Annotated in this window: 25 protein-coding genes; 5 read left to right on the forward strand and 20 right to left on the reverse strand. The window is 36.0% G+C overall.

Annotated elements, in window-relative coordinates:
• Window positions 1-12 precede the first annotated feature (12 nt).
• Window positions 13-453: a hypothetical protein gene (locus ACRAD_RS14560; protein ID WP_010700080.1), complete on the reverse strand. Its 441-nt coding sequence runs from the start codon at window positions 451-453 to the stop codon at window positions 13-15.
• A gap of 262 nt (window positions 454-715) precedes the next feature.
• Between ACRAD_RS14560 and ACRAD_RS14565 the strand changes: the two genes are divergently transcribed.
• Window positions 716-1,678 (forward strand): hypothetical protein, encoded by a 963-nt coding sequence (locus tag ACRAD_RS14565; RefSeq protein ID WP_010700081.1) that lies wholly within the window; start codon window positions 716-718, stop codon window positions 1,676-1,678.
• Here the strand turns inward: ACRAD_RS14565 and ACRAD_RS14570 are convergent.
• The 3 genes from ACRAD_RS14570 to ACRAD_RS14580 form a co-directional block, all read right to left on the reverse strand.
• A complete protein-coding gene (locus ACRAD_RS14570) occupies window positions 1,675-2,067 on the reverse strand; it encodes a hypothetical protein (RefSeq protein ID WP_010700082.1) in 393 nt (130 codons plus the stop codon). The two genes, ACRAD_RS14565 and ACRAD_RS14570, sit on opposite strands and share 4 nt — an antisense overlap.
• A gap of 116 nt (window positions 2,068-2,183) precedes the next feature.
• Window positions 2,184-2,750 carry a hypothetical protein gene (locus ACRAD_RS14575; RefSeq protein ID WP_010700083.1) on the reverse strand — a complete coding sequence of 189 codons (567 nt, stop codon included), beginning with the start codon at window positions 2,748-2,750 and terminating at the stop codon, window positions 2,184-2,186.
• 1 nt (window position 2,751) lies between these two features.
• Window positions 2,752-4,248: an SEL1-like repeat protein gene (locus ACRAD_RS14580; RefSeq protein ID WP_170211168.1), complete on the reverse strand. Its 1,497-nt coding sequence runs from the start codon at window positions 4,246-4,248 to the stop codon at window positions 2,752-2,754.
• A gap of 98 nt (window positions 4,249-4,346) precedes the next feature.
• Between ACRAD_RS14580 and ACRAD_RS14585 the strand changes: the two genes are divergently transcribed.
• Window positions 4,347-4,715, forward strand: a complete 369-nt coding sequence (locus tag ACRAD_RS14585) for an energy transducer TonB (RefSeq protein WP_010700085.1) — start codon at window positions 4,347-4,349, stop codon at window positions 4,713-4,715.
• A 145-nt stretch (window positions 4,716-4,860) separates the two neighbouring features.
• Here the strand turns inward: ACRAD_RS14585 and ACRAD_RS14590 are convergent, their stop codons facing one another.
• A complete protein-coding gene (locus ACRAD_RS14590; RefSeq protein WP_227548717.1) occupies window positions 4,861-5,400 on the reverse strand; it encodes a transposase in 540 nt (179 codons plus the stop codon).
• Between the two features lie 17 nt (window positions 5,401-5,417).
• Here ACRAD_RS14590 and ACRAD_RS14595 point away from each other — a divergent pair, with 17 nt between their 5' ends.
• Complete coding sequence (locus ACRAD_RS14595; RefSeq protein WP_042861447.1) at window positions 5,418-5,867, forward strand: hypothetical protein; 450 nt, start codon at window positions 5,418-5,420, stop codon at window positions 5,865-5,867.
• A gap of 48 nt (window positions 5,868-5,915) precedes the next feature.
• Here the strand turns inward: ACRAD_RS14595 and trbC are convergent, their stop codons facing one another.
• The 9 genes from trbC to ACRAD_RS14640 all read right to left on the reverse strand — a co-directional run bounded on the left by trbC (window position 5,916) and on the right by ACRAD_RS14640 (window position 14,748).
• Window positions 5,916-6,788: a type-F conjugative transfer system pilin assembly protein TrbC gene (trbC, locus tag ACRAD_RS14600; RefSeq protein ID WP_010700088.1), complete on the reverse strand. Its 873-nt coding sequence runs from the start codon at window positions 6,786-6,788 to the stop codon at window positions 5,916-5,918.
• Window positions 6,789-6,790: 2 nt separating this feature from the next.
• Window positions 6,791-8,023 (reverse strand): TraU family protein, encoded by a 1,233-nt coding sequence (locus tag ACRAD_RS14605; RefSeq protein WP_010700089.1) that lies wholly within the window; start codon window positions 8,021-8,023, stop codon window positions 6,791-6,793.
• The gene (locus ACRAD_RS14610) at window positions 8,007-8,642 is read right to left on the reverse strand and encodes a type IV secretion system family protein (RefSeq protein ID WP_010700090.1); all 636 of its coding nucleotides are present in this window, start codon (window positions 8,640-8,642) and stop codon (window positions 8,007-8,009) included. Before ACRAD_RS14610 ends, ACRAD_RS14605 begins: the two co-directional genes overlap by 17 nt.
• Before the next feature lie 16 nt (window positions 8,643-8,658).
• Entirely contained in the window at window positions 8,659-9,393 is a 735-nt protein-coding gene (locus ACRAD_RS14615) for a DsbC family protein (protein WP_010700091.1), read from the reverse strand.
• 6 nt (window positions 9,394-9,399) lie between these two features.
• Window positions 9,400-9,867 carry a hypothetical protein gene (locus tag ACRAD_RS14620; protein WP_010700092.1) on the reverse strand — a complete coding sequence of 156 codons (468 nt, stop codon included), beginning with the start codon at window positions 9,865-9,867 and terminating at the stop codon, window positions 9,400-9,402.
• Window positions 9,868-9,877: 10 nt separating this feature from the next.
• Window positions 9,878-10,882 carry a ParM/StbA family protein gene (locus tag ACRAD_RS14625; protein WP_142093818.1) on the reverse strand — a complete coding sequence of 335 codons (1,005 nt, stop codon included), beginning with the start codon at window positions 10,880-10,882 and terminating at the stop codon, window positions 9,878-9,880.
• 181 nt (window positions 10,883-11,063) lie between these two features.
• Window positions 11,064-11,756 (reverse strand): hypothetical protein, encoded by a 693-nt coding sequence (locus tag ACRAD_RS14630; RefSeq protein ID WP_010700094.1) that lies wholly within the window; start codon window positions 11,754-11,756, stop codon window positions 11,064-11,066.
• A gap of 42 nt (window positions 11,757-11,798) precedes the next feature.
• Entirely contained in the window at window positions 11,799-13,007 is a 1,209-nt protein-coding gene (locus ACRAD_RS14635) for a hypothetical protein (RefSeq protein ID WP_010700095.1), read from the reverse strand.
• A 1-nt stretch (window position 13,008) separates the two neighbouring features.
• Complete coding sequence (locus ACRAD_RS14640; RefSeq protein WP_010700096.1) at window positions 13,009-14,748, reverse strand: PIF1 family DEAD/DEAH box helicase; 1,740 nt, start codon at window positions 14,746-14,748, stop codon at window positions 13,009-13,011.
• Between the two features lie 167 nt (window positions 14,749-14,915).
• On the opposite strand from ACRAD_RS14640, the gene ACRAD_RS14645 reads away from it, so the two are divergent.
• The gene (locus tag ACRAD_RS14645) at window positions 14,916-15,230 is read left to right on the forward strand and encodes a hypothetical protein (RefSeq protein ID WP_010700097.1); all 315 of its coding nucleotides are present in this window, start codon (window positions 14,916-14,918) and stop codon (window positions 15,228-15,230) included.
• 128 nt (window positions 15,231-15,358) lie between these two features.
• On the opposite strand, the gene ACRAD_RS14650 is transcribed toward ACRAD_RS14645, so the two are convergent.
• Entirely contained in the window at window positions 15,359-16,291 is a 933-nt protein-coding gene (locus ACRAD_RS14650) for an IS5-like element ISAha3 family transposase (protein ID WP_004812228.1), read from the reverse strand.
• Window positions 16,292-16,450: 159 nt separating this feature from the next.
• Here ACRAD_RS14650 and ACRAD_RS14655 point away from each other — a divergent pair, with 159 nt between their 5' ends.
• The gene (locus ACRAD_RS14655; protein WP_010700291.1) at window positions 16,451-16,702 is read left to right on the forward strand and encodes a hypothetical protein; all 252 of its coding nucleotides are present in this window, start codon (window positions 16,451-16,453) and stop codon (window positions 16,700-16,702) included.
• Window position 16,703: 1 nt separating this feature from the next.
• Here the strand turns inward: ACRAD_RS14655 and ACRAD_RS16770 are convergent, their stop codons facing one another.
• From ACRAD_RS16770 to ACRAD_RS14680, 5 genes are all read right to left on the reverse strand, one after another.
• On the reverse strand, window positions 16,704-16,871 hold the full coding sequence (locus ACRAD_RS16770) for a zinc-finger-containing protein (RefSeq protein ID WP_089041199.1): 168 nt from the start codon (window positions 16,869-16,871) through the stop codon (window positions 16,704-16,706).
• A 38-nt stretch (window positions 16,872-16,909) separates the two neighbouring features.
• Window positions 16,910-17,146: a zinc-finger-containing protein gene (locus ACRAD_RS16775; protein WP_151298626.1), complete on the reverse strand. Its 237-nt coding sequence runs from the start codon at window positions 17,144-17,146 to the stop codon at window positions 16,910-16,912.
• Window positions 17,146-18,303 (reverse strand): hypothetical protein, encoded by a 1,158-nt coding sequence (locus tag ACRAD_RS14670; RefSeq protein WP_010700290.1) that lies wholly within the window; start codon window positions 18,301-18,303, stop codon window positions 17,146-17,148. The genes ACRAD_RS16775 and ACRAD_RS14670 overlap by 1 nt, the downstream gene beginning before the upstream one ends.
• A gap of 999 nt (window positions 18,304-19,302) precedes the next feature.
• Window positions 19,303-20,328 carry a DNA/RNA non-specific endonuclease gene (locus ACRAD_RS14675; RefSeq protein ID WP_010700289.1) on the reverse strand — a complete coding sequence of 342 codons (1,026 nt, stop codon included), beginning with the start codon at window positions 20,326-20,328 and terminating at the stop codon, window positions 19,303-19,305.
• Window positions 20,325-20,906 carry a hypothetical protein gene (locus ACRAD_RS14680; RefSeq protein WP_010700288.1) on the reverse strand — a complete coding sequence of 194 codons (582 nt, stop codon included), beginning with the start codon at window positions 20,904-20,906 and terminating at the stop codon, window positions 20,325-20,327. The genes ACRAD_RS14675 and ACRAD_RS14680 overlap by 4 nt, the downstream gene beginning before the upstream one ends.
• Window positions 20,907-21,342: the final 436 nt, after the last annotated feature.

Genomic DNA, 21,342 nt, shown 5'->3' on the forward strand with positions numbered 1-21,342 from the left:
ACATAAGCATTCTTATTTATTCTGGTTCTTTTCCAGTAAGTTTTTACCTAACAAATGTTTGATCGCCATGTCTGCATAGTTATCACGAAGGAAGTTATAAAATCCTATAGCTAACACAGTAACCATTAAGCTGTATGGGGCGGTAGGATTAATAGCTCCCCCACCTATTGCCAATATCACCAGAAATATCAGACTGGTATAAGCAAAGCTGAAAAACATTCCGTACAGTCGGCTGTAAAAGAATCCCAATTCACCTGTATCTGTAGCGAAGAAAGATTGTATATGCAGCAACAAAACCCCTACTACACCGACCCCCAAAGTCCAAGACAACCATCCTTTTACAAGAAGTACTTCTGAGGAAACGATCAGGTAAGAAATGGGCAGAGCAACAACGATGGCAATTAAAAAACTTAATAGTTTTAAATCTTTAATTTTAAGAAAAAAGGTTTTCAATAGTATTCACCATAATAAAACATTAATGAAATAATAACATTATGATTAATAGAATTGTATATTCCATTTAAATATTATATAATTATCCTGCCAATCAAATTGGTAAACTCCGTTTGTTGTAAAGTCTTTACAACCCCTTTTTCATAAAGGATGGAGATGAAGCGAGCTATGTTTTTATTAATATAGCTCGTTTTTTATTCTTTATATTTTCGTAATATTAATCTAATATTAATTATTATTAATACACCACAAAAGGCTATAAATGTCTAAATCAATTAATCCTTATGAAATATTACTTATCCCTGATTTTTCATCTATAGACGATGTGGAAGTAGCTTTTAATCAACGTTTAAGAGAATTTGATGACATTGAAAAATTTACAAAAAATCAGGCTGACCTTTACTCTTTAATCCATGAAGCCTACGACATCTTATCAAATGCCAACACCAAGGCCATGCTTGATGATAATTTGCGAGTCAAAAAAATTACCAACCAAAATCTAAAAAACAAGGACCCTCTTTCGCCCCTCGATCCTGAAAATACGAAAACCGATGAATTTGTAGAACAGGAATACAGTCGAGAAAAAACGATTGGAGTTGAGAAGAACAATAAAAATAGCTCATTCGTCACTTATTTTGTTATTGGCATTATCGCCCTTTTAATTGGTAGTTACTTCTTAAATATCCTTAATGGTAATGAAGATCAGAAAAAACCAAACACAGCACAAGCTGAAAAGGTAGAACAGCTACAATCCGAAGTTAAAGCGCCACCTCAACCCATTAACCTTATCGCTAAAACTACGGATATTCGAGATAATTTCCTATACCCTGATCCAATAGCTTTTAGAGATCAGCACATGATTTATGCCCCAGATGGTAGTGTTTTTCCGCTTGAGGCCAGTCTAATCCCTTCTTTACCCCAAACAGTAGATGGTGAAAGTTCAATTTTGGTCCAAAACCCTCATGCGACTGCAATCTTTGGAAAATTGATTGTTCAATTTACTGAATCAACTGAGCCTATGGCAATCCGATACTTCTACATTCCTGCAAAACAATCACTAGAGCTGTTTAAAACGCCGTCTGGTAAGTTTCAGATTCAGATTCTTACCCTTGATAAGCCAACAGCATATGTTTCACCTGTTTTCACAGTGCCTTTATATAGCACGTTGAGAACAATTCAAAAAGCAGACTGGAATTACGCTTACCCACCAGAACAAGTATTTTAAAACCCCAAAGTACCTTGAATGGTTTCTACTTCTGGCCCACCAGAAGTAGAAAAAACCCCATCAAAATACAAATCATAAATACTATTAATCAGCACACTATTAGTTTTGATAAATGCTAATTCTTTTTTTGTTTCTTCATCCAGAATAGACAGTCCTGTTAGACCTTCATTAAATGAATCAATACATAATACTTGAAGGCCGGCTGCCCTTAAAAACTCTTGCACCCCTTTAGCTTTTGCTTGCTGATTAGATAGCCGTGGCTGCTTTTCTTCAACCATCCGGATCATATACGCAAGTAAGTCTTTATGGGGCTGTTTGATTTCATTTTTACGATTACGATTAGCCCACCGATATTCATCTGAGAAAATCACTTCTCCACTTGTAAGCATTTTTGAACCTCAAATGAATCAACCTCTTTCAATAAAATATACCACATAATAGAAATAACCCACTTCATCTCAATTTAGATAAAGTGGGTTATATATACAGTCGGGAGGTAGGAACCTTAACTCGCTACCTCTGCCTTCAAGTATCGATCAAAATAAGGTTCATGACCTCTGAACTCGGACCTTTTATGCTTTTCAAGAAACTTTAATACCTTGCTGCGATCAATATTGGCCTGATCCAGAGAGTCAATGCAATGCAGAAGTACATTTTGATAAAACAGGGAAATTCTAAAAGGGTTTTTAAAGCCCTGCATCAAAGCACCTATGATATTTTCTCTACATGCCATTACTGCAATCGCTAGGGAAAATTCAGTATGGTTTAAAGTGAGTTTATTACCATCAAGCTCAGTAACTTCAAAATCGTTTCGATCATCCACGATATAAAGCAAACCGTACTGACTGAAACGCCAGTTTGAATCTACCCGATTTTCGGTAGCCATAATCGATAGCGAAGTACAGAACATACCCATATTTGTCGTAAATTCTGCATCAAGTACTCGTATAACATCCTGTCTTAGACCTAAATTAATAAGACATTCGTTTAAGTCGGGGGCGAATCCTTGCAGACTCGCCATCTCATAAGACTTAGGCTGATACTGTGATAAATGAAATACTTCTGGCTTCATATCAGCTTTGTGCCTGTGCCTTATTGAACTTCTGATAACGCGCTGAACGCTTCCAAGCATTTTCTACAGTAGACGCATTAGGGTTATCCATTTTTTTAGCTTTTTCTAACCAGTCCTTCGCTAGTGCCATATCTTTAGCATATCCATAATTTCCATGGTAATAGGCATTCGCTTTCAGAAGCATTGCATCACTATCATCATTATCAATGGCCTTATCAAGCCATGCTCGTGCCTTCTCATTGCTCTTTTCTACGCCCTTAGTACCTGTGGCATACATCTCAACCACTTTGGAAAACGCCGGCAAGTAGCCAAGCTCAGCAGAGCGCATGTAGAACGTCCCTGCTTTTTTCGCGTCTACTGCTATACCCATACCCGCATCATAGACAACACCCAAGTTGTAATCAGCCATTGCACTTCCATTAGCTGATGCTTTTTCTAACCAACCTTTAGCGCGTTTTAAATCTTTAGGTACGATCTCGCCTTTCAGGTAAAGCATACCAACATTATTTTGGGCATCTGGGAAATTGTTATTTGCAGCATTCGTCATTAACTGAACACCTTTCTTGTAGTCTTTCTCTACATACATGCCAGTTAAATATAAATAAGCTAATGAGTATTCAGCTTCCGGATGCTTAAGCTCAGCCGATTTCTTTAGTAATTCAACAGCTTTATCCTGATCCTGCTCAACATAATATCCATTTTGATGTAGTAAGCTCATTACATATAAAGCTTTTGGATTGCCCTTTTCAGCTACACGTTGGAAAAGCTTAACGGTTTTGGCTGAATATTGAGTTTCATCAGAATCGACCTCAACGCCGTCTTGAAGGAGGTATAAAAGGGCCAATCGATCGATAGCAACATCATCATTCAAATCCGCAGCTTTTAAATAATATTCTTCTGCCTGATTAGCATTGAAAGTAACGCCTTTGCCTGTTGCATACATATCACCTAAAGCAACATAAGCCGGTGCGTAATTCTTGGATGCAGACTTTTTATAATATGCTACTGCTTCTGGATTTAGGGCAGCTTTCTTACCAAGAAAAGACATGTTACCCAAATTGTAGTTTGCAATTTCATCATTTTGTGCAGCAGCTTTTTCAAAGTACTTTTTTGCTTGATCATAATTACCGTTATTCAGATAAAGCACACCTAGCGCATTCGTAGCATCTAAAGAGCCTTTATCCATTGCTTGCTTATAATATGACTCTGCTTTTGGTAGATCGACAGCTACGCCTTTCCCTTCATCATATTTGACACCCATTTTATATAAATAGGCGGCAGAGCCATCATCGACCAATACTACTTCTTCACTTGGAATATCGTCACCGACTTGTACAAGCTCATAGCTTTCATCTTCCATTGATGCCGCATCTTCCATCAGAGCTGCATCTTCTGTAAAACTTTCATCCTGTGAAAGATTTTTATTAAAATTTAAGTTTGAAGATGCACAACTTGAAAGCATCAAAGAGGAAACTACAACACACAAATATTTTTTCATAGATTTCACATTAATATAAAACATTAATTTAATATTTATTATAATACATTAAAATATTATCGTTATAATAATTTTTATTTGGTTATTGGAATATAATAATGTTTCACAAGAAATTGCTTTTAATCTTTGCTTTTACTTCCTCCCCTTGGGCTGCAAATGCCGCTAATGTGATCCCTGATCAGGACGCAAAAGTGATCTACTCACCGACCATCACAATTAATCCAGATGAACTCAGCAGCTTGTATCCTGAATCCCAGATGGTAAAACTACTCTTATCAAAAGATGGATATGTAAAGAAGGTTTTTTATCCGGAGGGTGTGCGAAACGAAGTTATAAGCAAAGTGGATTACGCTCTTAGAACAGCACGATTTACACCTTATTTAAAACAAGGTAAGCCAGTGCAAAGCATTGTTCCGTATGTTGTTAATTTCTATTTTATTTCAGAAGAAGAATATCGTGGGCATTAAAAAGCCCATTCTTAAAAAATGGGCTACGATCAATTTAATGATCCATCAACTTTGGAGATAATACCATTGCTTATTTTACAATAAAGAATCGAGTTATCTTCCAAGACAAATTATTACCCAAAGTTAATATAATGTCAATAATAAACTATATTGTTTTCTTTACTTTATCCAATAATGTTTGTGCTACATTATATTTATTAATAACATAATCATCAGATTTACCTAAACATAACTCTACCTGAACAATCTTCTCCAAAACACTACCACTCTTATTTTTATTATAAGCCTTTGTAAATACGGAAAGAAGTTTAACCAAATCGCGTTTAACCCTTTTGTAATCAGGCGTTTTAAAATGCAGTTCTTCTTTAAATTCTTCTAAAACTTTTTCGACTTTACTACGTGCAATCCCAAATCTTTCAGATACCAGATCATAATCACCCACTTCTTCAAAGTATTGTACTACTTGAGCTTTATGGGCTAATTCCTCTGCATATTTCTGAATCTCTTGTTCTTTCTCGTACTGTTCAATCCAGTATCTCACCGTATGAAGATTCAAATTATATTTTCGACTGACGTAGCTAATGTTGTTTACTCGTAAATAACACTCAAGCACTTCATCAATAAACTCTTTTGAATATCGCATGGTTTTTGAAAATAATATAAAATAATAAACAATATACCACAAAATTGAAGTACTGCTATATGAAGAATAAAACTGCTCTCCCTCTGCTTTTATTGACTTCCTCCCTGTTCACGACCTTAGCTCATTCGGATGATAACTTGATACCAGTTACCTCTACTGAAAATAGCGGCTATGAAACTTTCAATGCCTATGTGATTAAAAACTCCATCAAAAGACCAGATAAAAATACATCCAATTTCAGTGTTATGTTGACTGGCGTTTCTACGACAGATTCAAAAAATCCTGATCAACCGATACCTGTATCTAATGATGATCGAATAGAAGAATATGACCTAGAAAATGGTCGTGTCATTCTTACAGTCAGTATGAACTGTAAGAAAAAGACCTCCAAAGTTCAAAAAATATTAAGTCTTGATCCGGATACTGGAAAACTAAAAGAACAGTTGAGCGACAGCGATGAACAGGATAAGGAAATGAATAAAGCTTTACATCCTATCGTTTGCAAGTGAATACCTAACATTAGTTTAAAAAAAAGCCCTCATTTGAGGGCATTTTCTTTAATTAACATTTGCAGATATATTCTTCATATATCCTCTAGCAATGTCCTTAATATCTGGACTAGAAGCATTTTCAAATATCTTACGCATATTGCTTGCCAAGCTTAAGTCGCCACGCATAATGTCAAAATCAGTCGGTGCTGCACATCCTTGTTCATCTAAGTTATCTTGAACATTTGATGCAGCCACAACGAGCGCCGGAACACGGTCAATCTTAAACATCTTAAATGCGTCTGGATGAATAAAAAGCTCTGGTGGTGTCTTAATATCCAAAGTATTCATATAGGCTTGTGTCCCCCCAAACTTAAGGGGATCAGGGCCAATGTTTCCATTTAGAAATACTGAAATACCAAGCTTACCCGCATCATTCAACAATGCTTGCATGGTTTCTTTAGGCATTGACGAAGATATAAAAAGGTAAGCCCGACCTGCCGTGAAATCGCTTGAACCTTGCCCTTTATTTGAATCTTTCTCACTCAAAAGAGCATCATTATACTGCTTGGCAATTTTTTCCAAATCAATTGCCCCAAGTTGACTATTCAATTTTTTGTCATTGATATAATCAGGGGTCTTTTGAGGTGGAACCTCAATATTTCCTAACTCCAATCGCTTCGCTACACTTGCAGGAAGCTCCTGTTTTTCAGCCACCTTAATACGATCTAAAGCACTTGAAGCTTGTTTTTGCTGCTTAGCTATATCTACATCCGGAACCGGATTTTCACGTTTAATACGCTCTATATCGATATAGCCAGTCGTTTTTAGATTGCTGACATCAGTACCAACAGCTTTGCTATTATCGTTAGATGCAGCCTGAGAATTACAAATCGTTAAGATTAAACTTAATGCCAAAACAGTTCGATTTAATTTTTTCATTATTAATCACCGTATCCATAGACTTTCTGACAGCAATCGCGTTTCCGATAAATTTGGAATGACATATCCTCACCTTTAACTGGGAAGTAACGACCTGTACCCCAAACTAAAGTAGTTCGTCCAAATGGCTGACAACATTGTTTAGATTTCTTCATCTCAACATCTGCGAACCCTGCACCATCATTAACCGCACCAGTTTCTCCACCCACACTTGAGTTTGATCCTGCGATTGCTTTAGACATTGCTTTAGCAATTGATTTGGTTTGGCTTACAGGGTAAGTCATGCTGTACTTATATTGACGCTTATTCATGAGAACCTGACGATAGCCACCACATAAACCATTGTTACCGTAATAACTTAAGTTGATGCCTACACGGTGCATTTTGTTAAGCAAACGCATCATGATCACACCGCTAGAATCAATCGTTGAAACTGAGCCATCAATCTTACCTGTCATTGGATACATAAGCCCATTACATCCCACACACCAATGAAGCGGTGCTACACCGAAATGAGCCGTTGCAGCTACACAATCCCCTGTACATGCAAGTACAGCCGGCAATGTGCCATACAAATATCCATCTGGCGAAAGGAGATTAGCGTATTCAGCCATTAGCCAAGACGGATCAACTTCTGTTAGATAACCAACATCAAAGCCTTTCTGTTCAAAGCATTTTGAGTTATCAAGCATTTGACCAAGGATATACATTACTGGATTGATGTAATAATGAGCTTGAAAGAAAGACGATGTATGCTGCTCATCTTCTTCTTGACCCACAAATCCGTTTGTATCACCTGTAAATGATCCAGTATCAGCGAAAGAAACACCACCTAATGCAACCATACAGTATGGCTTTGTGGTGACATCCATTACACGAGCCGGCTCATAGAAACTAATTGGTACACCTACATATAAATCACATGTACACAAATATTGTTTCCAACCAGTTAGGTCCTTTGTACCGTCTTGGCCTCCTTTATAAAAAATACTGGAAATACCAATCGGCATTACACAGCTCCAACACATACCTGTAATCGGATTAGCAAATTCACCTGTACATACGAGGTCCTGCGCTCCGTTTGCAGCATTCGCAGTTGTGGCCGTACCAACCATGAACATCCCACTTAAGGCAAGTAGAAAGCCTATGATTAAACGTTTAGCTGACCCAGAGATTTTCGTAAATAATTTGATGGCAAAATGAATCGCCATATTCAGTTTAAAGAGCGATTTCATCTACTTTCAGCCTCAAATCTTGTTGAATGACATAACTTGGTGTTTTCTGAATATCTAATCGATTAATAAATTCACCTGTCTGATCAAACCAGAATTGGAATTTATGTTTAACACTCAGGTCGTACCAATTTCCATTGACTAAAACAATAAAGGTCTTGGGGTTTTTTTCACGCATTTTGACGGCCCACTCAACCTGTTTAGGATTGTCACCATCAATGAAAGCTAATGGGTGGGAAATGCCCATTTGCTTAAGAGGGTTGATATAGTCGCCTTTACGAGCGATATATTTCCCATCCGGCATCTGAATATCCATTTCTAAAATAATTGAAGGATCAACCAAACGAGTTCTATTAGCTGTAGCATGGGGCAAGTCTGCACCCTTTGGACGCTTAAACCCATTCATGGTTTCTTCAATGTATTTCTTTTTGAAAGTTTCCCATTCACCAGAATCAATCATTGCCTGCAACTTGCCTTGGATCGCCTCAATGAAGTTCATTTCAACTACTGGATAAGTATCACCGTATGTTCCAAAGTCTTTTGCAAATGATGAATTGCTTGCACATAAACTCGCGCACATACCTAGCGTGAGTAATAAATTTCTATAATTGGGTTTAAGCATCTTTTAGCCCTCGTTCTTATTTTTTGTTGGCTTTATCAATCGCTACTTTGTCAAGTTTGTAATCTAACTCACCAACCGAAACCGCACCGGCCACAATTGTTCCATCTTCAAGAACAGTCATAGGCGTACCATCAAAACCAAGATCACGAGAAAGCTGAACTGTAGAATCTACAGGGTTTTCACATAAACCATCTGATGTTGGCTCAATGCTAGAAATTAGGTATTCACGCCAAGCTTTTTGCTTATCTTTAGAACACCAAATCTTTTTAGACAGATTGCGTGCTTCTGGGTGCAGCCCTACTAATGGATTGAGGAAAACATAGATAGTGACGTTATCGAGTTTCATTAATTCTGCTTCTAGGCGTTTACAGAACGGACATTGTGGATCACTAAATACAGCCAATTTACGTGCGCCGTTGCCGCGCTTATAGGTAATTGCATCTTTGAATGGTAGTGAATTGAAGCTGATCTTTTTAAGTTCATCTCGCTTAGGGGATGTCATGTTTTGTTGATCTTTCATGCGGATAACATCACCAAACAAAAAGTAATCACCAGACTCGTCTGTATAGGCCAAGTTCTTACCAAGAACAACTTCATAAATGCCCTTAATCGGACTTGGTTCAACTGATGTCACTTTAGTTGCAGGATAGTTTTTCTTTAAATTCGCCTTCAATGTTGAAACGTCTGCCTGTGCAGAAACGATTGTCATTGAAGCAACTAAACCAAGAGCTACTTTTTTTAGAAGTTTCATATATTTTTACCTATAAATTTTAAATGCAGGAGGCGTAAACGGGAGTGAAGGTTCTTCTTCTGATTCAGCTTCTTCTACTTGATCATGGACCAAAGGTGATGGCTCAGGAACAACATCTTTAGATAGAGCTTCAACAGGTTTTGGATCAATAATTTCAAAGGGTTCGTTTATTAACCTTTGTTCAGTCGGTAGGGAAATCCCACCAGATTTCAGTAATTCATTATTCTCCTTGAGCAAAGAGAACATTTCGTACAATAGCTTTGCATCTGGTGAGTCTTGATTAAGAGGGATTTTCGGTGGCAGCAAATCAGGGTGATTAACACCGCCACGAACCAATAAACCGTTAGTTTCATACCACCGAAGGATTTCGAGCATTAACTTGGGAAAAGCACCATACTTAAGCGTATTCGCCCATTTCAATATTTCTGGGTCGGCATCTTTTCTGATAATTAGTTTCACTTCCTTCGATTTCATGAATCAAACCTCAAGCACTGAGTTCTAAGCATGAAGGATCAGACAAGGCTTGGGTGATGCCGTACTTACGCATTCCTATTGCAACTGAATAACGTGGATTCTCAGCAAGTTCGCATTGCGGCCAAAGCTTCTTAAGCTCATCAAACACAGCTTGAGAGCCACCGCCAGCGATAATAATGTGATCGATAGTACGAGCCTGATTACCTAAAAGGTTTTTAACGTCCTGCACTACTGAACTTACGGTCATTGGAATAGATTCATTCACTAGATCAGTTACATCACGGTATTTACCAAACTCTTTGAGCTTGCCCGTACGCATAATTTCTTGGCATTCGATTAATGTTGCATTAGTGCCTGTTGAACCAAGACGGTTTTGCAAATCCATTACTGCTTTATACATACCCACACTTGATCCTGAACTTTCTTGAATCCATTGAAAGTTATTCATCAGCAAAATATCGGTAGTGAAATGACCAACATCAACTACTGCAAATTTCTTACATGCTGTATTGGTTCCATTAGGCTTATAACGCCCTTCATCAGTAAGGATGCAATCTTGGAAAACGCCCCATGGCTGCGGCACAGGAGCTACAGAGCAGCCAAAGACAGATTTAACTTGCTGATATAGCAATTCTGCATTTGAGTTAAATGTATTAACTGGCAAACCGGCTACGATCAGTCGTGGAATCACACCATAGCTTTTAAGAAAGGTCTTAGATCGTTGTAATAGAGCTTTATGTTCAACACCATCAAGCCAATTACTATTTAAACCAACGGTCTGAGTAGCACCCTGCTCAATTGCAGTATCTCCAACAAAATAAGATTGACCATCTACTTCAATCGTATTTTCTTTAGTTACATTCGGGTTTGCATCAAATGTGAGTTGCTTTGCAGGACTTACTACAGAGGGAATGAAGTGCGTTTTCAGTTCGTTATTGAATAGAAAAGCTAACTTCACTCCACTACGTCCCACATCAAGCCCAACCACGACTTCTTTAGGATTAATCTTTGCCAATTTGGTTACACTCCATATCACACCAATATTTAAACTATTATCAAAATAATAGTTAAAATAAAACATTATAATAATATATTAGATTTATTATTTCTATGGTTAATACTAATATTAATTAAATATTAATTTATTATTAACAAAAAAAAGCCCCCAGATCGGGAGCTTAGAAAATATTTTTAACTTAACGATAAACACGTAACAGAGCGTTATCCAGATAGCTATTTGAGAAGTTATTCTCAAACCAACGTAGACCATCACGCGCCGTATAGACGTTTGTATAGATCACATTCATTACACCAATGTTCTCTGCTGTAAGCCAAGTTCGGGTCATGATTGCTACAGCTTGACCAGACTTATCGTATTCTACAAATACTGGATCATTGTCAAATGTAAGTGTCGCACCACTAAACTGAACTGCTTTCTGGCGTAACTCTGCATTTACCTTGCCACTTACATAGCTCTTATAAACACGTACTTCATGGCCTTGAGCTTTAGCTTGGTCTACGAAATACTTTGCAGGAAGGTCTTTTTCAGAATTATAAACACCTGAGCGCATCTCACGAAAAGCATCCTGAACATTGCCTTCATGGTTTACATCACGCTTGAGATAGAATGTACCACGATCTTTGGATTCAAGGTTAAAGCCGGCTGCTACTAAAGGTTTAGCCAAATGAATTTCAAATGTACCTTTATCATTACGTGTAGTATAGAAGAACGCATCGCGGATATGGGTATTCACCATATTGTTATACAAATCTTCTTGCTGCTTAGAAATAACACTTGAAATATGAGAAGAAGCTTTTTCGATAGATTGACAGCCTGTGAATCCTGTTACAGATACTGCCAACAATGCAGAAAGAAGTAATTTTTTCATATACCATCCAAGTTATTTATCGTTAATATTAAAATAATATTATTATTTAAAGGATAAATCCATACTTTCAAATAATAAATTAATATTTTTTGCATAAACTTTTAAATCTTCACCGATAATCCCATGTTTTTTAGCCACACGTTCGATACAAGTGTTTTTTCCATTTTCATAAAAGAATTTTATTTGATTCTCACACATTTTACCGATTACTTCATAACTCATAATTTTAGCTAAATCATTCCAATCACTATCATCGGAATATTTTTCATCATTAGGAAAAACAGGGAATATAAAAGGTGAATTGTAGAGATATGAATACTCAAAACCTTTAAATAAACCGACCTTTGTTTTCTTCTTACGGTCATTATCGGTACAGATAACCACTTCTATGTGAGGATACTTTTCTTTTAACAGCTTTAAGACTACTCCAATGTTATGCACATCAAAGCAAACGAATACTACACCATTAGTTGCTAAATATAAGCTATAACCAGTAGCATATCCTTCACACAAATGGATTCTCTTAGTCGTAGTTCTCCAATCCCCTATACAGTAAAAAGCCCCGACTGTAGAAATATCTATTCGTTGAAGTTTAACCCCGCGATCTGTAATACGTTGGTAGGTAACAAACTCAAGATCAAGGTTAATCGCAGGAATTAATAAATCACCCTTCTTTAAAAAATAATAATCCTTCTCCTTTTCATCAGATTTGAACTGGTTGTAATGGGAAGGAATTTTTAAATCCCTATTACAAATAATCAATCCCCTACCCGCCGGTACATTTTTTTTAATTAAATACGGATGTTGATCAGGATCAGCGTCAGCATCCATTAAGGATTTATATTCCTCATAAGCATTTTTGCGTAATAAAACCTGTAATGCTTGCTCTTTTTGCTGTCTTTCTAAAATAGCTTTTTCATATGATGCTTTATCAAATTTCGGTTCATTATTTTTTTTGTTATTTTTCGATTTTCTTTCATACTGAAAGTATTTTGTCGATTGTTCAGCGATCACATTACCAGATTTATCCAAAATCGAAAAAATCGTATACATAATAATTGGATAACCATCTCTAGTAACTGCCAAATATTTATAGCGCCCAACAGCCTTATCTTTTTTATAGCCATCTTTAAAAAAACGACCACCTTTAGGAGAGTCATCGAATGATTTTTTGAGATAACAACCAATTGAACGCAGATAATCTTCAAACTGATATATATGCTCTTGTTGATTGTAGTCAATATTAGCCATTTTACTGTTTCACCTCCCCTTTCTCGTTAAGGAACAAAAAGCTTTTCCATACATCAATTTCTTCTATATCCTTCCCACCGTTCATTCGGACATTTTGCATAATAAACAAGGCATTGTTTTTATAAAGCGGCTGACTATTACCACGCTCTGAATAGCTCTTAATTGTGGCCGCAACAATATCTAAAGTCTTTTTAGAAGGCTTAATACGAGAAAGATCAATTGACGGGTCTTTTTCACACCAAATCTGGATATTTTTAATCAGAGTGGTATGAGAAATATTCTTCTGTTTAAGCAAGCTCTCAATAGGATCGTCTGTGCTTTTTAAAGAAGATTTTATATCTCTTTTCTTGATAGTGGTCGAACCGGACTTACGCGAACTATATTTAAACTTCTTATAGTCACCTTGGGTAATCAGCCAACCATTTGATTTACACTTAGCTAAAAAGGCTTTGTGATCCTTTAAAAAACCATTGTAGGTTATAAACTTTGCCTCATTTATTGATGACAACTCTCTGAAACGCACATCAGCCTTTCTCACGATAGGCACAATAGCTGTTGCCATCTCATTAAGGCCAAGCACTCTCATACCTTCCAGACTACGCAAACGGCTCAAAGCGACATAACCTTGACCGCTCTCGAATGTGCCTGTTAGGTCGATTTCAGCTCGATCCAAAGTCATACCTTGGCTTTTATGAACCGTAATAGACCAAGCCAGTCGGAGAGGAATTTGGATCACACTAGCAATTTCTTCACCAGATTCATCAAGGATTGCCCACGATTCAGGCTCAACCATGATCTGTCCACCAGTAGTCATTTTGACAACTGGAATTTCACCATGTTCATCATCTTTATAGATTCCAGTAATTATCCCTGTACTACCGTTGCAGTAGCCTTTTTCCTCATTATTCTTGGTGAACATAACCAAAGCCCCAACCTTATAATCAAATATTTCAGGTATCCGACTTTGACGCATAATCATTTCGCAAATCGCTAATGGGCCACTAAACTCGACTTTATGTGCATAAGCCTTGTTTTGTATTTTTGAGAGATGATTCATATTGATACGGTCAACATCTTCATTATGGGTGTAGAGCTTTGTAATATCCCCACCCTCAAGCAAGTTGTCCTTGGTATTGAGTAGTAACTGCAAGGTTTCCTCAGTAACCGTGTTATCTCTAATCTGGTTCAGGATCGTAGTCAGTGCATCGCCGTTTTGTCTGTACTGCTTAGTTAAATAACAAATAGTGAAATCGGCTTCTACCCATGAATCAGCCATAAAGCAGAACTTTTTAGCTCCTGAACTGTTGCCTTTCTCTACTGGCGGTAACTGGAAAAAGTCACCACATACAACTAACTGAATACCCCCGAAAGGTTCATCGCTATCACGGCAATACTTTAAAATCTGATTAAGCATATTTAGCTGCTTTGAATGCAGCATAGAAATTTCATCTATAAAAAGAACAGCCGTATCACTTAGTCCAATTTTTTTCTTTTTAATTTTTTCCAAATCACTTTGCGTAAGTTCTTCACGTACACCCATTCCACTCCATGAATGCAGAGTCGTACCCTTCAAATGACTTGCAGCAATACCAGTAGATGCGGTAATTGCATAGCGCACACGATTCTTTTTAAGGTGAGCAATATACTTATTTAAAGTATAACTTTTGCCTGTTCCCGCAGACCCAGATAGAAAGACATTAACACCCGTCTTTAATATATTAAGAGCTAAATCCTGTTCCATCTATCCAATCTACATACTAAATATCATAGGTAAAATATACCACAGATTTACAATACTTCCAATTTTATTAAATTTTAATTTCCATTAATATTAATAAAAATACCATTCAAATATCTATTTAATCAATGTATAACATATACAGGCACTTGCTAAATTAGGATTATAAAATGTTTAAGTATTGTTTAATAGCCGCGTCATCACTATTTTCATGTGCTGTCTATTCAAGCCCATATGAAACAAGAACATACAATCAACCTCCCGTCATCACTGGTGAATTTGAAGTCGAGCAACCAGATCAAATACATTTAGCGAATCTCACAAAAGATACAGAAACAATAGAAGTTGAATCTGACTTTCTTGGTCTTAAAAAATTCAAGCGTGATACATTTGATAAATCGAAGATTAAAGAACGTTTTGATAATGGTTTTACAAAACTTCGTGATGATGAAAAGACAGTGAAAACTAATAATCACCGAAATTAATTTAATTATTCAGTATTAGAATATATAGTCAAAATGTATCTTTATATTATTTATTCAAGTAACATTAATTGTTATTGGCTTTGTTGCATAAACATTCAAAAGCTGAGTTCTCCCCAATCCATTCAAATTTAAGACACAACTTGGGTGCGAGGTCTACCTAATTCCGTAAATCTATTCAGAACTGCCACACGCGCATGAATTTCATTGACCTGACTTTGAAAATGTCTTGCCGTCAGCCTATCACCTAATAATTTGATGCAATGCATCTTGGTTTCCACCAAACTACGACGGTGATAACCCGACCATTTTTTCCATAGGGTTCTACCTAAATGTTTAACCGTTTGAAGTAACTCATTTCGTTCTATTGAACTTATTTTAGAATCTTTCCAGGGCTTGGCATTCTTTCTGGGTGGAATTACTGCATGTGCTTGACGATCTGAAATCACTTTTCTGCAGCACTTCGTGTCGTACGCGCCATCGGTATAGACAGAATCTATTCGCTCATCTAGTGGAATTTGATCCAGTAAATCACCTAGTACTTGTGAATCACTGACATTATTTGTAGTAAGCTGAACGGCACGTATTTGCAGTGTTTCAGCATCTATACCAATATGCAGTTTACGCCATTGCCGACGGTATTCAGGCTGATGTTTTTTACGCTTCCATTCGCCTTCACCTAAAAACTTTAAACCCGTAGAGTCGACAAGTAGGTGTAACCCATCATGACTTTTCTGATAGCTTATCGCAATATCAATATGCTTTTGTCGTCTACAAAGGGTGGAGTAATCTGGTGCTGTCCAATTCAAGCCACAGAGTTTAATCAGGCTTTGAACAAAGCCAGTAACCATACGTAAAGAAAGACGGAATAGAGATTTGATCATTAAACAGCATTGAATCGCTGTATCGGAATAAGTTTGATTTCGTCCTTGCTTGCCTTGTGGTTGTGCATACCATTGCGTCTTAGGATCAAACCAGATTGAAATATTTCCTCGCTTGATTAAAGCTTGGTTATACGAGGACCAATTGGTTGTACGATAGATTTTAGGTGTAGGCTTCTTCATCTGGAAATTATATTACTGAAGAAGCCTTCAAGAATAGCTTTGTGCAACAAAGCCATTGTTATTTAAAAAAATAATACTTATAATATTTTTGACTTTTTGAATCTAATTTAATAGTTATTCAATCTTCTCATCCCATCAAGCGTATTTAAGAGTACATCAATGAAGGATCAATCAATCAGCATTCACGAGGCCCACAAGCTAGAGGAAACTACTGGTAAGTTCATCATTGGAATTAAGAATGGCGTGGCAATGGTAAAATATCCGAATAAGCAAACCTTTCGTGCGGAAGCTGCTGCTGATGGTTTTGATATTATTACCGTGTCTGAACAGCAAGCGGAATTAATTTGGAAGAAAACTATAAATCTTTCAGTTGAAATTGTTGATCTAACTGCGTCCGATCATAATACCTAAATTAAGCTCTATTTCTTAAACATAAAGCAATTACTTTATTACACTCTTGCACATCGAAGTACCCAATATGGCATTTCTCCAAAGGAATGCCCATATTTTCTGATAGCCATTTATAAGCCTCTTGCCTAGCGGCACTTTTTGAATAGCCTTTATTTATCTTTAAAACCAAATTCTATCAAATACAGAATGTGCTGCTACTCGCTATTTTCACAACTCAACATTGGCTAATGTTCCTAAAGAATTTTTATTTGTATTGTGTATTCCAACCCTAGAACCACAAGCCCCACAATTATAAAATTGATTTGCAGAGAGCTTGTGATTTTCTCCATATAGTGACCTACCCTCCATCACTTTAGATAGTACGTTGCAATACTGACACCGAACCTTTCTGTAAATAAAAATACGTGGTTTTAGATAGTCTTTAACGTTTTGATCTTCATAAATTAGTTATATACAACTCCGTATTTTTTAACTACTTGTGGAATTGCCACTTCCTTACCTACCCTTAAAAAGAATTCTACTTGACGTTCGATTTGTAATTTCATTTCGCCATCAGATACAAATTTTTGTAATTCGTTCCATGTTTTATATTGTTCAAACTTCTTGCCGACAGGAAACACTGGAAAAATGAAAGGCATATTAAATTCATTAGCAAATTGTAAAGCCTTTTTAATTCTTGCTTGATTCTTCGTTAGTGAATCCTTTGCAGTTGCAAAAGTCAACTTACTATCGGAATCCTTAAATAATATTGATCGAGCCACATCAGGTATGTTTTGAACATCAATACATACAAGAACTGTATCACCAGTGACTCGATTCAAAGTACTACCTGTTAAGTAATCTTCACACAGAACGTATTCTTTATTTTTAGATGGAAAGTCACCAATTGCAAAAAACCCACCCTTAATACTCGAAGCAATTCGGACATTTTTAGCACAAGAACTATTCACTACTTGATAACTTAAAAACTTACCATCAACATTTTTAATAGGAATTAGAATATCGTTCTTAGCCACTTTGAAAGTTCGGCCACTATCTAACTTTTCATCGCCAACATGGTTATGTTTAATTATGTGCTTCTTAGAAGCAAGTAAGATGCCTTTGCTAACTGTTACGCCATTCTCATGAAAGTATTTATGATCTTTAGTTTCTGCTTGACGACCGGCAATTGAATTAAATTCATCCATGAGCATTTTAGAAACTGCTTCTGGAATATCTGTAATGTTATGGTTCTCATTTACATTGTAGTCACTGTTAAATTCACCATAGTTAGCGTCTTTAATTGTTACTGAATATACACCTCCACCATCATTTGAATTAACAAATTCATAGTTACCTACAATCGAATCATCTATCAGTGACTGGACAACACCTGTATCAAAATCGCCTAAATAACTTGGAACAACCTGTAAATCCATATCATTTAATTGCTTGTCCAAAGACACCAACATATTAGGTGTGGAACGAGAAAAGCTATCAATACTTGCTACTACTGAAACAGGTTTAGATTCCCATTTCTTAAAAGCATTAATAAGATAAACTAATGCGCTTAATGTTAGATATGACAAAAAACCAAATCCCACAACATAAGCAACTAACATTAGAAAATCCATCATCATTCTTCACCTTTATATCTTGCTTATTATTTTATAGCATATACCGCATATATACAATACTAAATGTTATTATTTGCTCTTTAATATGTTTGCTTTTTCAATATCTAAAATTTATTAAATTGACCTTACATATACTTTGATCATAAGTCTTTAAAATCATCCATTCTGTGAATTCTTAATAATACTTGCCGATCGGCAAGTTTCAAGGCTTAAAAAATAGATGCTCTAATCGACATTTCTCAAACATACATTTCATAAATGAACAATATTTAGTTGCCGATCGGCAAGTTTGAAGCTGTAGAAAATTACGTTCTAATCGACTTTTCAAAAAACGTACATTTGATGAATGAACAATATTTAGTTGCCGAAAACGACATTGCCCAAACTTTCATCTATGAAGCATCAATATTCAGTTGCCGATCGGCAAGTTATAAGACTTAAAAAATAGATGCTCTAATCGACATTTCTCAAACATACATTTCATAAATGAACAATATTTAGTTGCCGAAAACGACATTGCTCAAACTTTCATCTATGAAGCATCAATATTCAGTTGCCGATCGGCAAGTTTCAAGGCTTAAAAAATTGATGCCCTAATCGACATTGCCTCTACTTACATCTATGAAGCAACAATATTTAGTTGCCGATCGGCAAGTTTCAAGGCTTAAAAAATTGCTGCCCTAATAGACATTGCCCAAACTTACATCTATGAAACAACAATATTTAGTTGCCGATCGGCAAGTTATAAGACTTAAAAAATTAGATGCTCTAATCGACATTTCTCAAACATACATTTCATAAATGAACAATATTTAGTTGCCGATCGGCAAGTTTGAAGCTGTAGAAAATTTACGTTCTAATCGACTTTTCAAAAAAGTACATTTCATGAATGAACCATATTTAGTTGCCGATCGGCAAGATTTAAGAATCTAAAAAATAAAAAAACCTTGGATAATACCAAGGCTTCGACATACAAAACTAAATTTATTTTGAAAGGACTCTTTTAGCCCATTCAGAAATCATTCCTGCATTTGATATGGCTGATTCAGCAGCAAGATTAGCAGCATCTAAACGATTCTGTTTTACTTGCGTTGTTGCTTCTTTTTCTCTTGGTGCTTTGTTGGCTGCACCATACAAAGGTAATTTAGTAAATATTGAGCTTTGATTAGTCGCAGCAGTACGGAAACTTTTCATGGCAACCGCTTCACGCGAGTTAAGAGGAAGTACAAAGCGATAATTGAACAAGTCTGACTTAGCTACAGTAGGGAAAAAATTAATTCCACTATATTGCTGTAACTGATTAATAGAAACATAATCTATTCGGCCAGATTCATCATTAACTGCAACATACGCACCGGCAACATTGAGTTGGGGAAAAAGAACAACCTTATAAGTGTGACTTGGAACGATAACATTATTTCCGATTTTACGGAGCTTATTACCTAAGAATAATGATCCAGTGATTACATAAACCGATTGATTGTGGCTTTTCACATAAGCGCGAACAGCTTCTTCGGCTAAACGCCATTCTTCTTGGTTTACGTGAGAACTTTGCGGGATCATATTAGCCAATGAAAAACTATCATATTGGTCTTTAATACTTTTCCTATCCGCACTTGGAGAAAGGTGGCCTCGGTCAAAATTAGAGCCACGATAGTCTGTTAGTAAACTTCTATGTACCAATGGAATTCTTTCTTCTTCATGAAAGTTATTGGTTCGCTTAATTTGCGATGCAGCTTTTAAAGAGTCCGGTGTAAGAATAGAAGCCGACCATAAACCAGTTTTAGATAAGCCAGAATATTTAACAGCAAACCCTGTAAAACAGAGATCATAATTTGCTTTTGTAAGCAGACTATTTACAGTTATAGGAGGCGTTTTGGCATAGAAATTATGATTACAACGGTCAAACCCAACAGCATAGCTTGAAGAACTGATACCTATAAAAAGTGAAGTTAAAAAAATATTTTTCTTTTGCTTAATACGTTTTATGGAATTCTGGATCATAGTCATACACACTCAATTTCAGAAATTCTATATTTCAGTCGGGTATAGGTATTTTTGACATTGAAGATAGATTCATTCCAATGTTTAATTTGCTGTTGTTCCTTAGTGATCTGTTCCATTTCTAAAGGCGTTAAAACAATAGATTTAATTCTCAAATCTGTTCCAACTTTCAAATCAAACGAGTCAAAGATGGCAAAGAGGTAGACTTTGCCGAACTCTTTAAGATAGTTATGAACTTCATCACTAAATTGGATTTTTGCCGCTCGGCAAAAGGTGTACATCCCTTTTTTATCAATATTTTTACATGAAACTTCAATAAACTTTTCCCGATCAGAAATTGAAAATATCGAATCACACCGTTTTTTTGAGTTTGTTGTAATTGAATAACTTGAAATCCTATTCGCCAACTTTCCAGAATTTATATCCTCTATTAAAGGAGAGGGGAGAGGGCGCTCGTCCTTTGAAGGTACAGTTGGTAAATGTTCTTCTTTAATAATTTTAAGCTTGATTGATTGCCGGAATATTAGTTGTATATCACTAACATCCTCAAAATAATTCTGAATATAGATATTAAAAAAGTTCATGGATTTGATGCTTTGAATATTCAATATATCAAAGTTTAACAATACATTACTTAATATTCAATTAATTAGACTAACAATATACATATAATAAACAATGGTTTAGCTATTTATTAACGTTAATTAGCACTTTTATTTTTCTTTTTTTAGAGGTTATTATAGAATATATTTAATAATTAAATAACCAAAAAATAAATTATCTTAAAATATTTTATTACCTTAATATTAAATTATTGTTAATTATATTGCATAATATGTGCATACTTTGCACTCCCAAAGATAAAGCTCATGAAACTTCCTTGTACACTCAGAAACCATCCAAATCGGTTCCAAATTATTTTGGTTTTAATTCTTTCCACACTGTTAGCCACTCTATCTGTCTACTATGCTTTTGATAATTTAGCTGCTCAAAGTGAAGCAAAAGCTTTTACTAAAAACA

Source organism: Acinetobacter radioresistens DSM 6976 = NBRC 102413 = CIP 103788 (assembly GCF_006757745.1).
Classification (GTDB): Bacteria; Pseudomonadota; Gammaproteobacteria; order Pseudomonadales; family Moraxellaceae; genus Acinetobacter; species Acinetobacter radioresistens.

Bases quoted from the DNA above. Each gene is read 5' to 3' on its own strand.
- ACRAD_RS14610 (WP_010700090.1), bottom strand. From the start codon at position 8,642: ATGCTTAAACCCAATTATAGAAATTTATTACTCACGCTAGGTATGTGC.
- ACRAD_RS14615 (WP_010700091.1), bottom strand. From the start codon at position 9,393: ATGAAACTTCTAAAAAAAGTAGCTCTTGGTTTAGTTGCTTCAATGACA.
- ACRAD_RS14580 (WP_170211168.1), bottom strand. From the start codon at position 4,248: ATGAAAAAATATTTGTGTGTTGTAGTTTCCTCTTTGATGCTTTCAAGT.
- ACRAD_RS14670 (WP_010700290.1), bottom strand. From the start codon at position 18,303: ATGTTAGTTGCTTATGTTGTGGGATTTGGTTTTTTGTCATATCTAACA.
- ACRAD_RS14565 (WP_010700081.1), top strand. From the start codon at position 716: ATGTCTAAATCAATTAATCCTTATGAAATATTACTTATCCCTGATTTT.
- ACRAD_RS14645 (WP_010700097.1), top strand. From the start codon at position 14,916: ATGTTTAAGTATTGTTTAATAGCCGCGTCATCACTATTTTCATGTGCT.
- ACRAD_RS14605 (WP_010700089.1), bottom strand. From the start codon at position 8,023: ATGAAATCGCTCTTTAAACTGAATATGGCGATTCATTTTGCCATCAAA.
- ACRAD_RS14675 (WP_010700289.1), bottom strand. From the start codon at position 20,328: ATGACTATGATCCAGAATTCCATAAAACGTATTAAGCAAAAGAAAAAT.
- ACRAD_RS14595 (WP_042861447.1), top strand. From the start codon at position 5,418: ATGAAGAATAAAACTGCTCTCCCTCTGCTTTTATTGACTTCCTCCCTG.
- ACRAD_RS14680 (WP_010700288.1), bottom strand. From the start codon at position 20,906: ATGAACTTTTTTAATATCTATATTCAGAATTATTTTGAGGATGTTAGT.
- ACRAD_RS14620 (WP_010700092.1), bottom strand. From the start codon at position 9,867: ATGAAATCGAAGGAAGTGAAACTAATTATCAGAAAAGATGCCGACCCA.
- ACRAD_RS14585 (WP_010700085.1), top strand. From the start codon at position 4,347: ATGTTTCACAAGAAATTGCTTTTAATCTTTGCTTTTACTTCCTCCCCT.
- ACRAD_RS14640 (WP_010700096.1), bottom strand. From the start codon at position 14,748: ATGGAACAGGATTTAGCTCTTAATATATTAAAGACGGGTGTTAATGTC.
- ACRAD_RS14635 (WP_010700095.1), bottom strand. From the start codon at position 13,007: ATGGCTAATATTGACTACAATCAACAAGAGCATATATATCAGTTTGAA.
- ACRAD_RS14655 (WP_010700291.1), top strand. From the start codon at position 16,451: ATGAAGGATCAATCAATCAGCATTCACGAGGCCCACAAGCTAGAGGAA.
- trbC (WP_010700088.1), bottom strand. From the start codon at position 6,788: ATGAAAAAATTAAATCGAACTGTTTTGGCATTAAGTTTAATCTTAACG.
- ACRAD_RS14575 (WP_010700083.1), bottom strand. From the start codon at position 2,750: ATGAAGCCAGAAGTATTTCATTTATCACAGTATCAGCCTAAGTCTTAT.
- ACRAD_RS14570 (WP_010700082.1), bottom strand. From the start codon at position 2,067: ATGCTTACAAGTGGAGAAGTGATTTTCTCAGATGAATATCGGTGGGCT.
- ACRAD_RS14630 (WP_010700094.1), bottom strand. From the start codon at position 11,756: ATGAAAAAATTACTTCTTTCTGCATTGTTGGCAGTATCTGTAACAGGA.
- ACRAD_RS14650 (WP_004812228.1), bottom strand. From the start codon at position 16,291: ATGAAGAAGCCTACACCTAAAATCTATCGTACAACCAATTGGTCCTCG.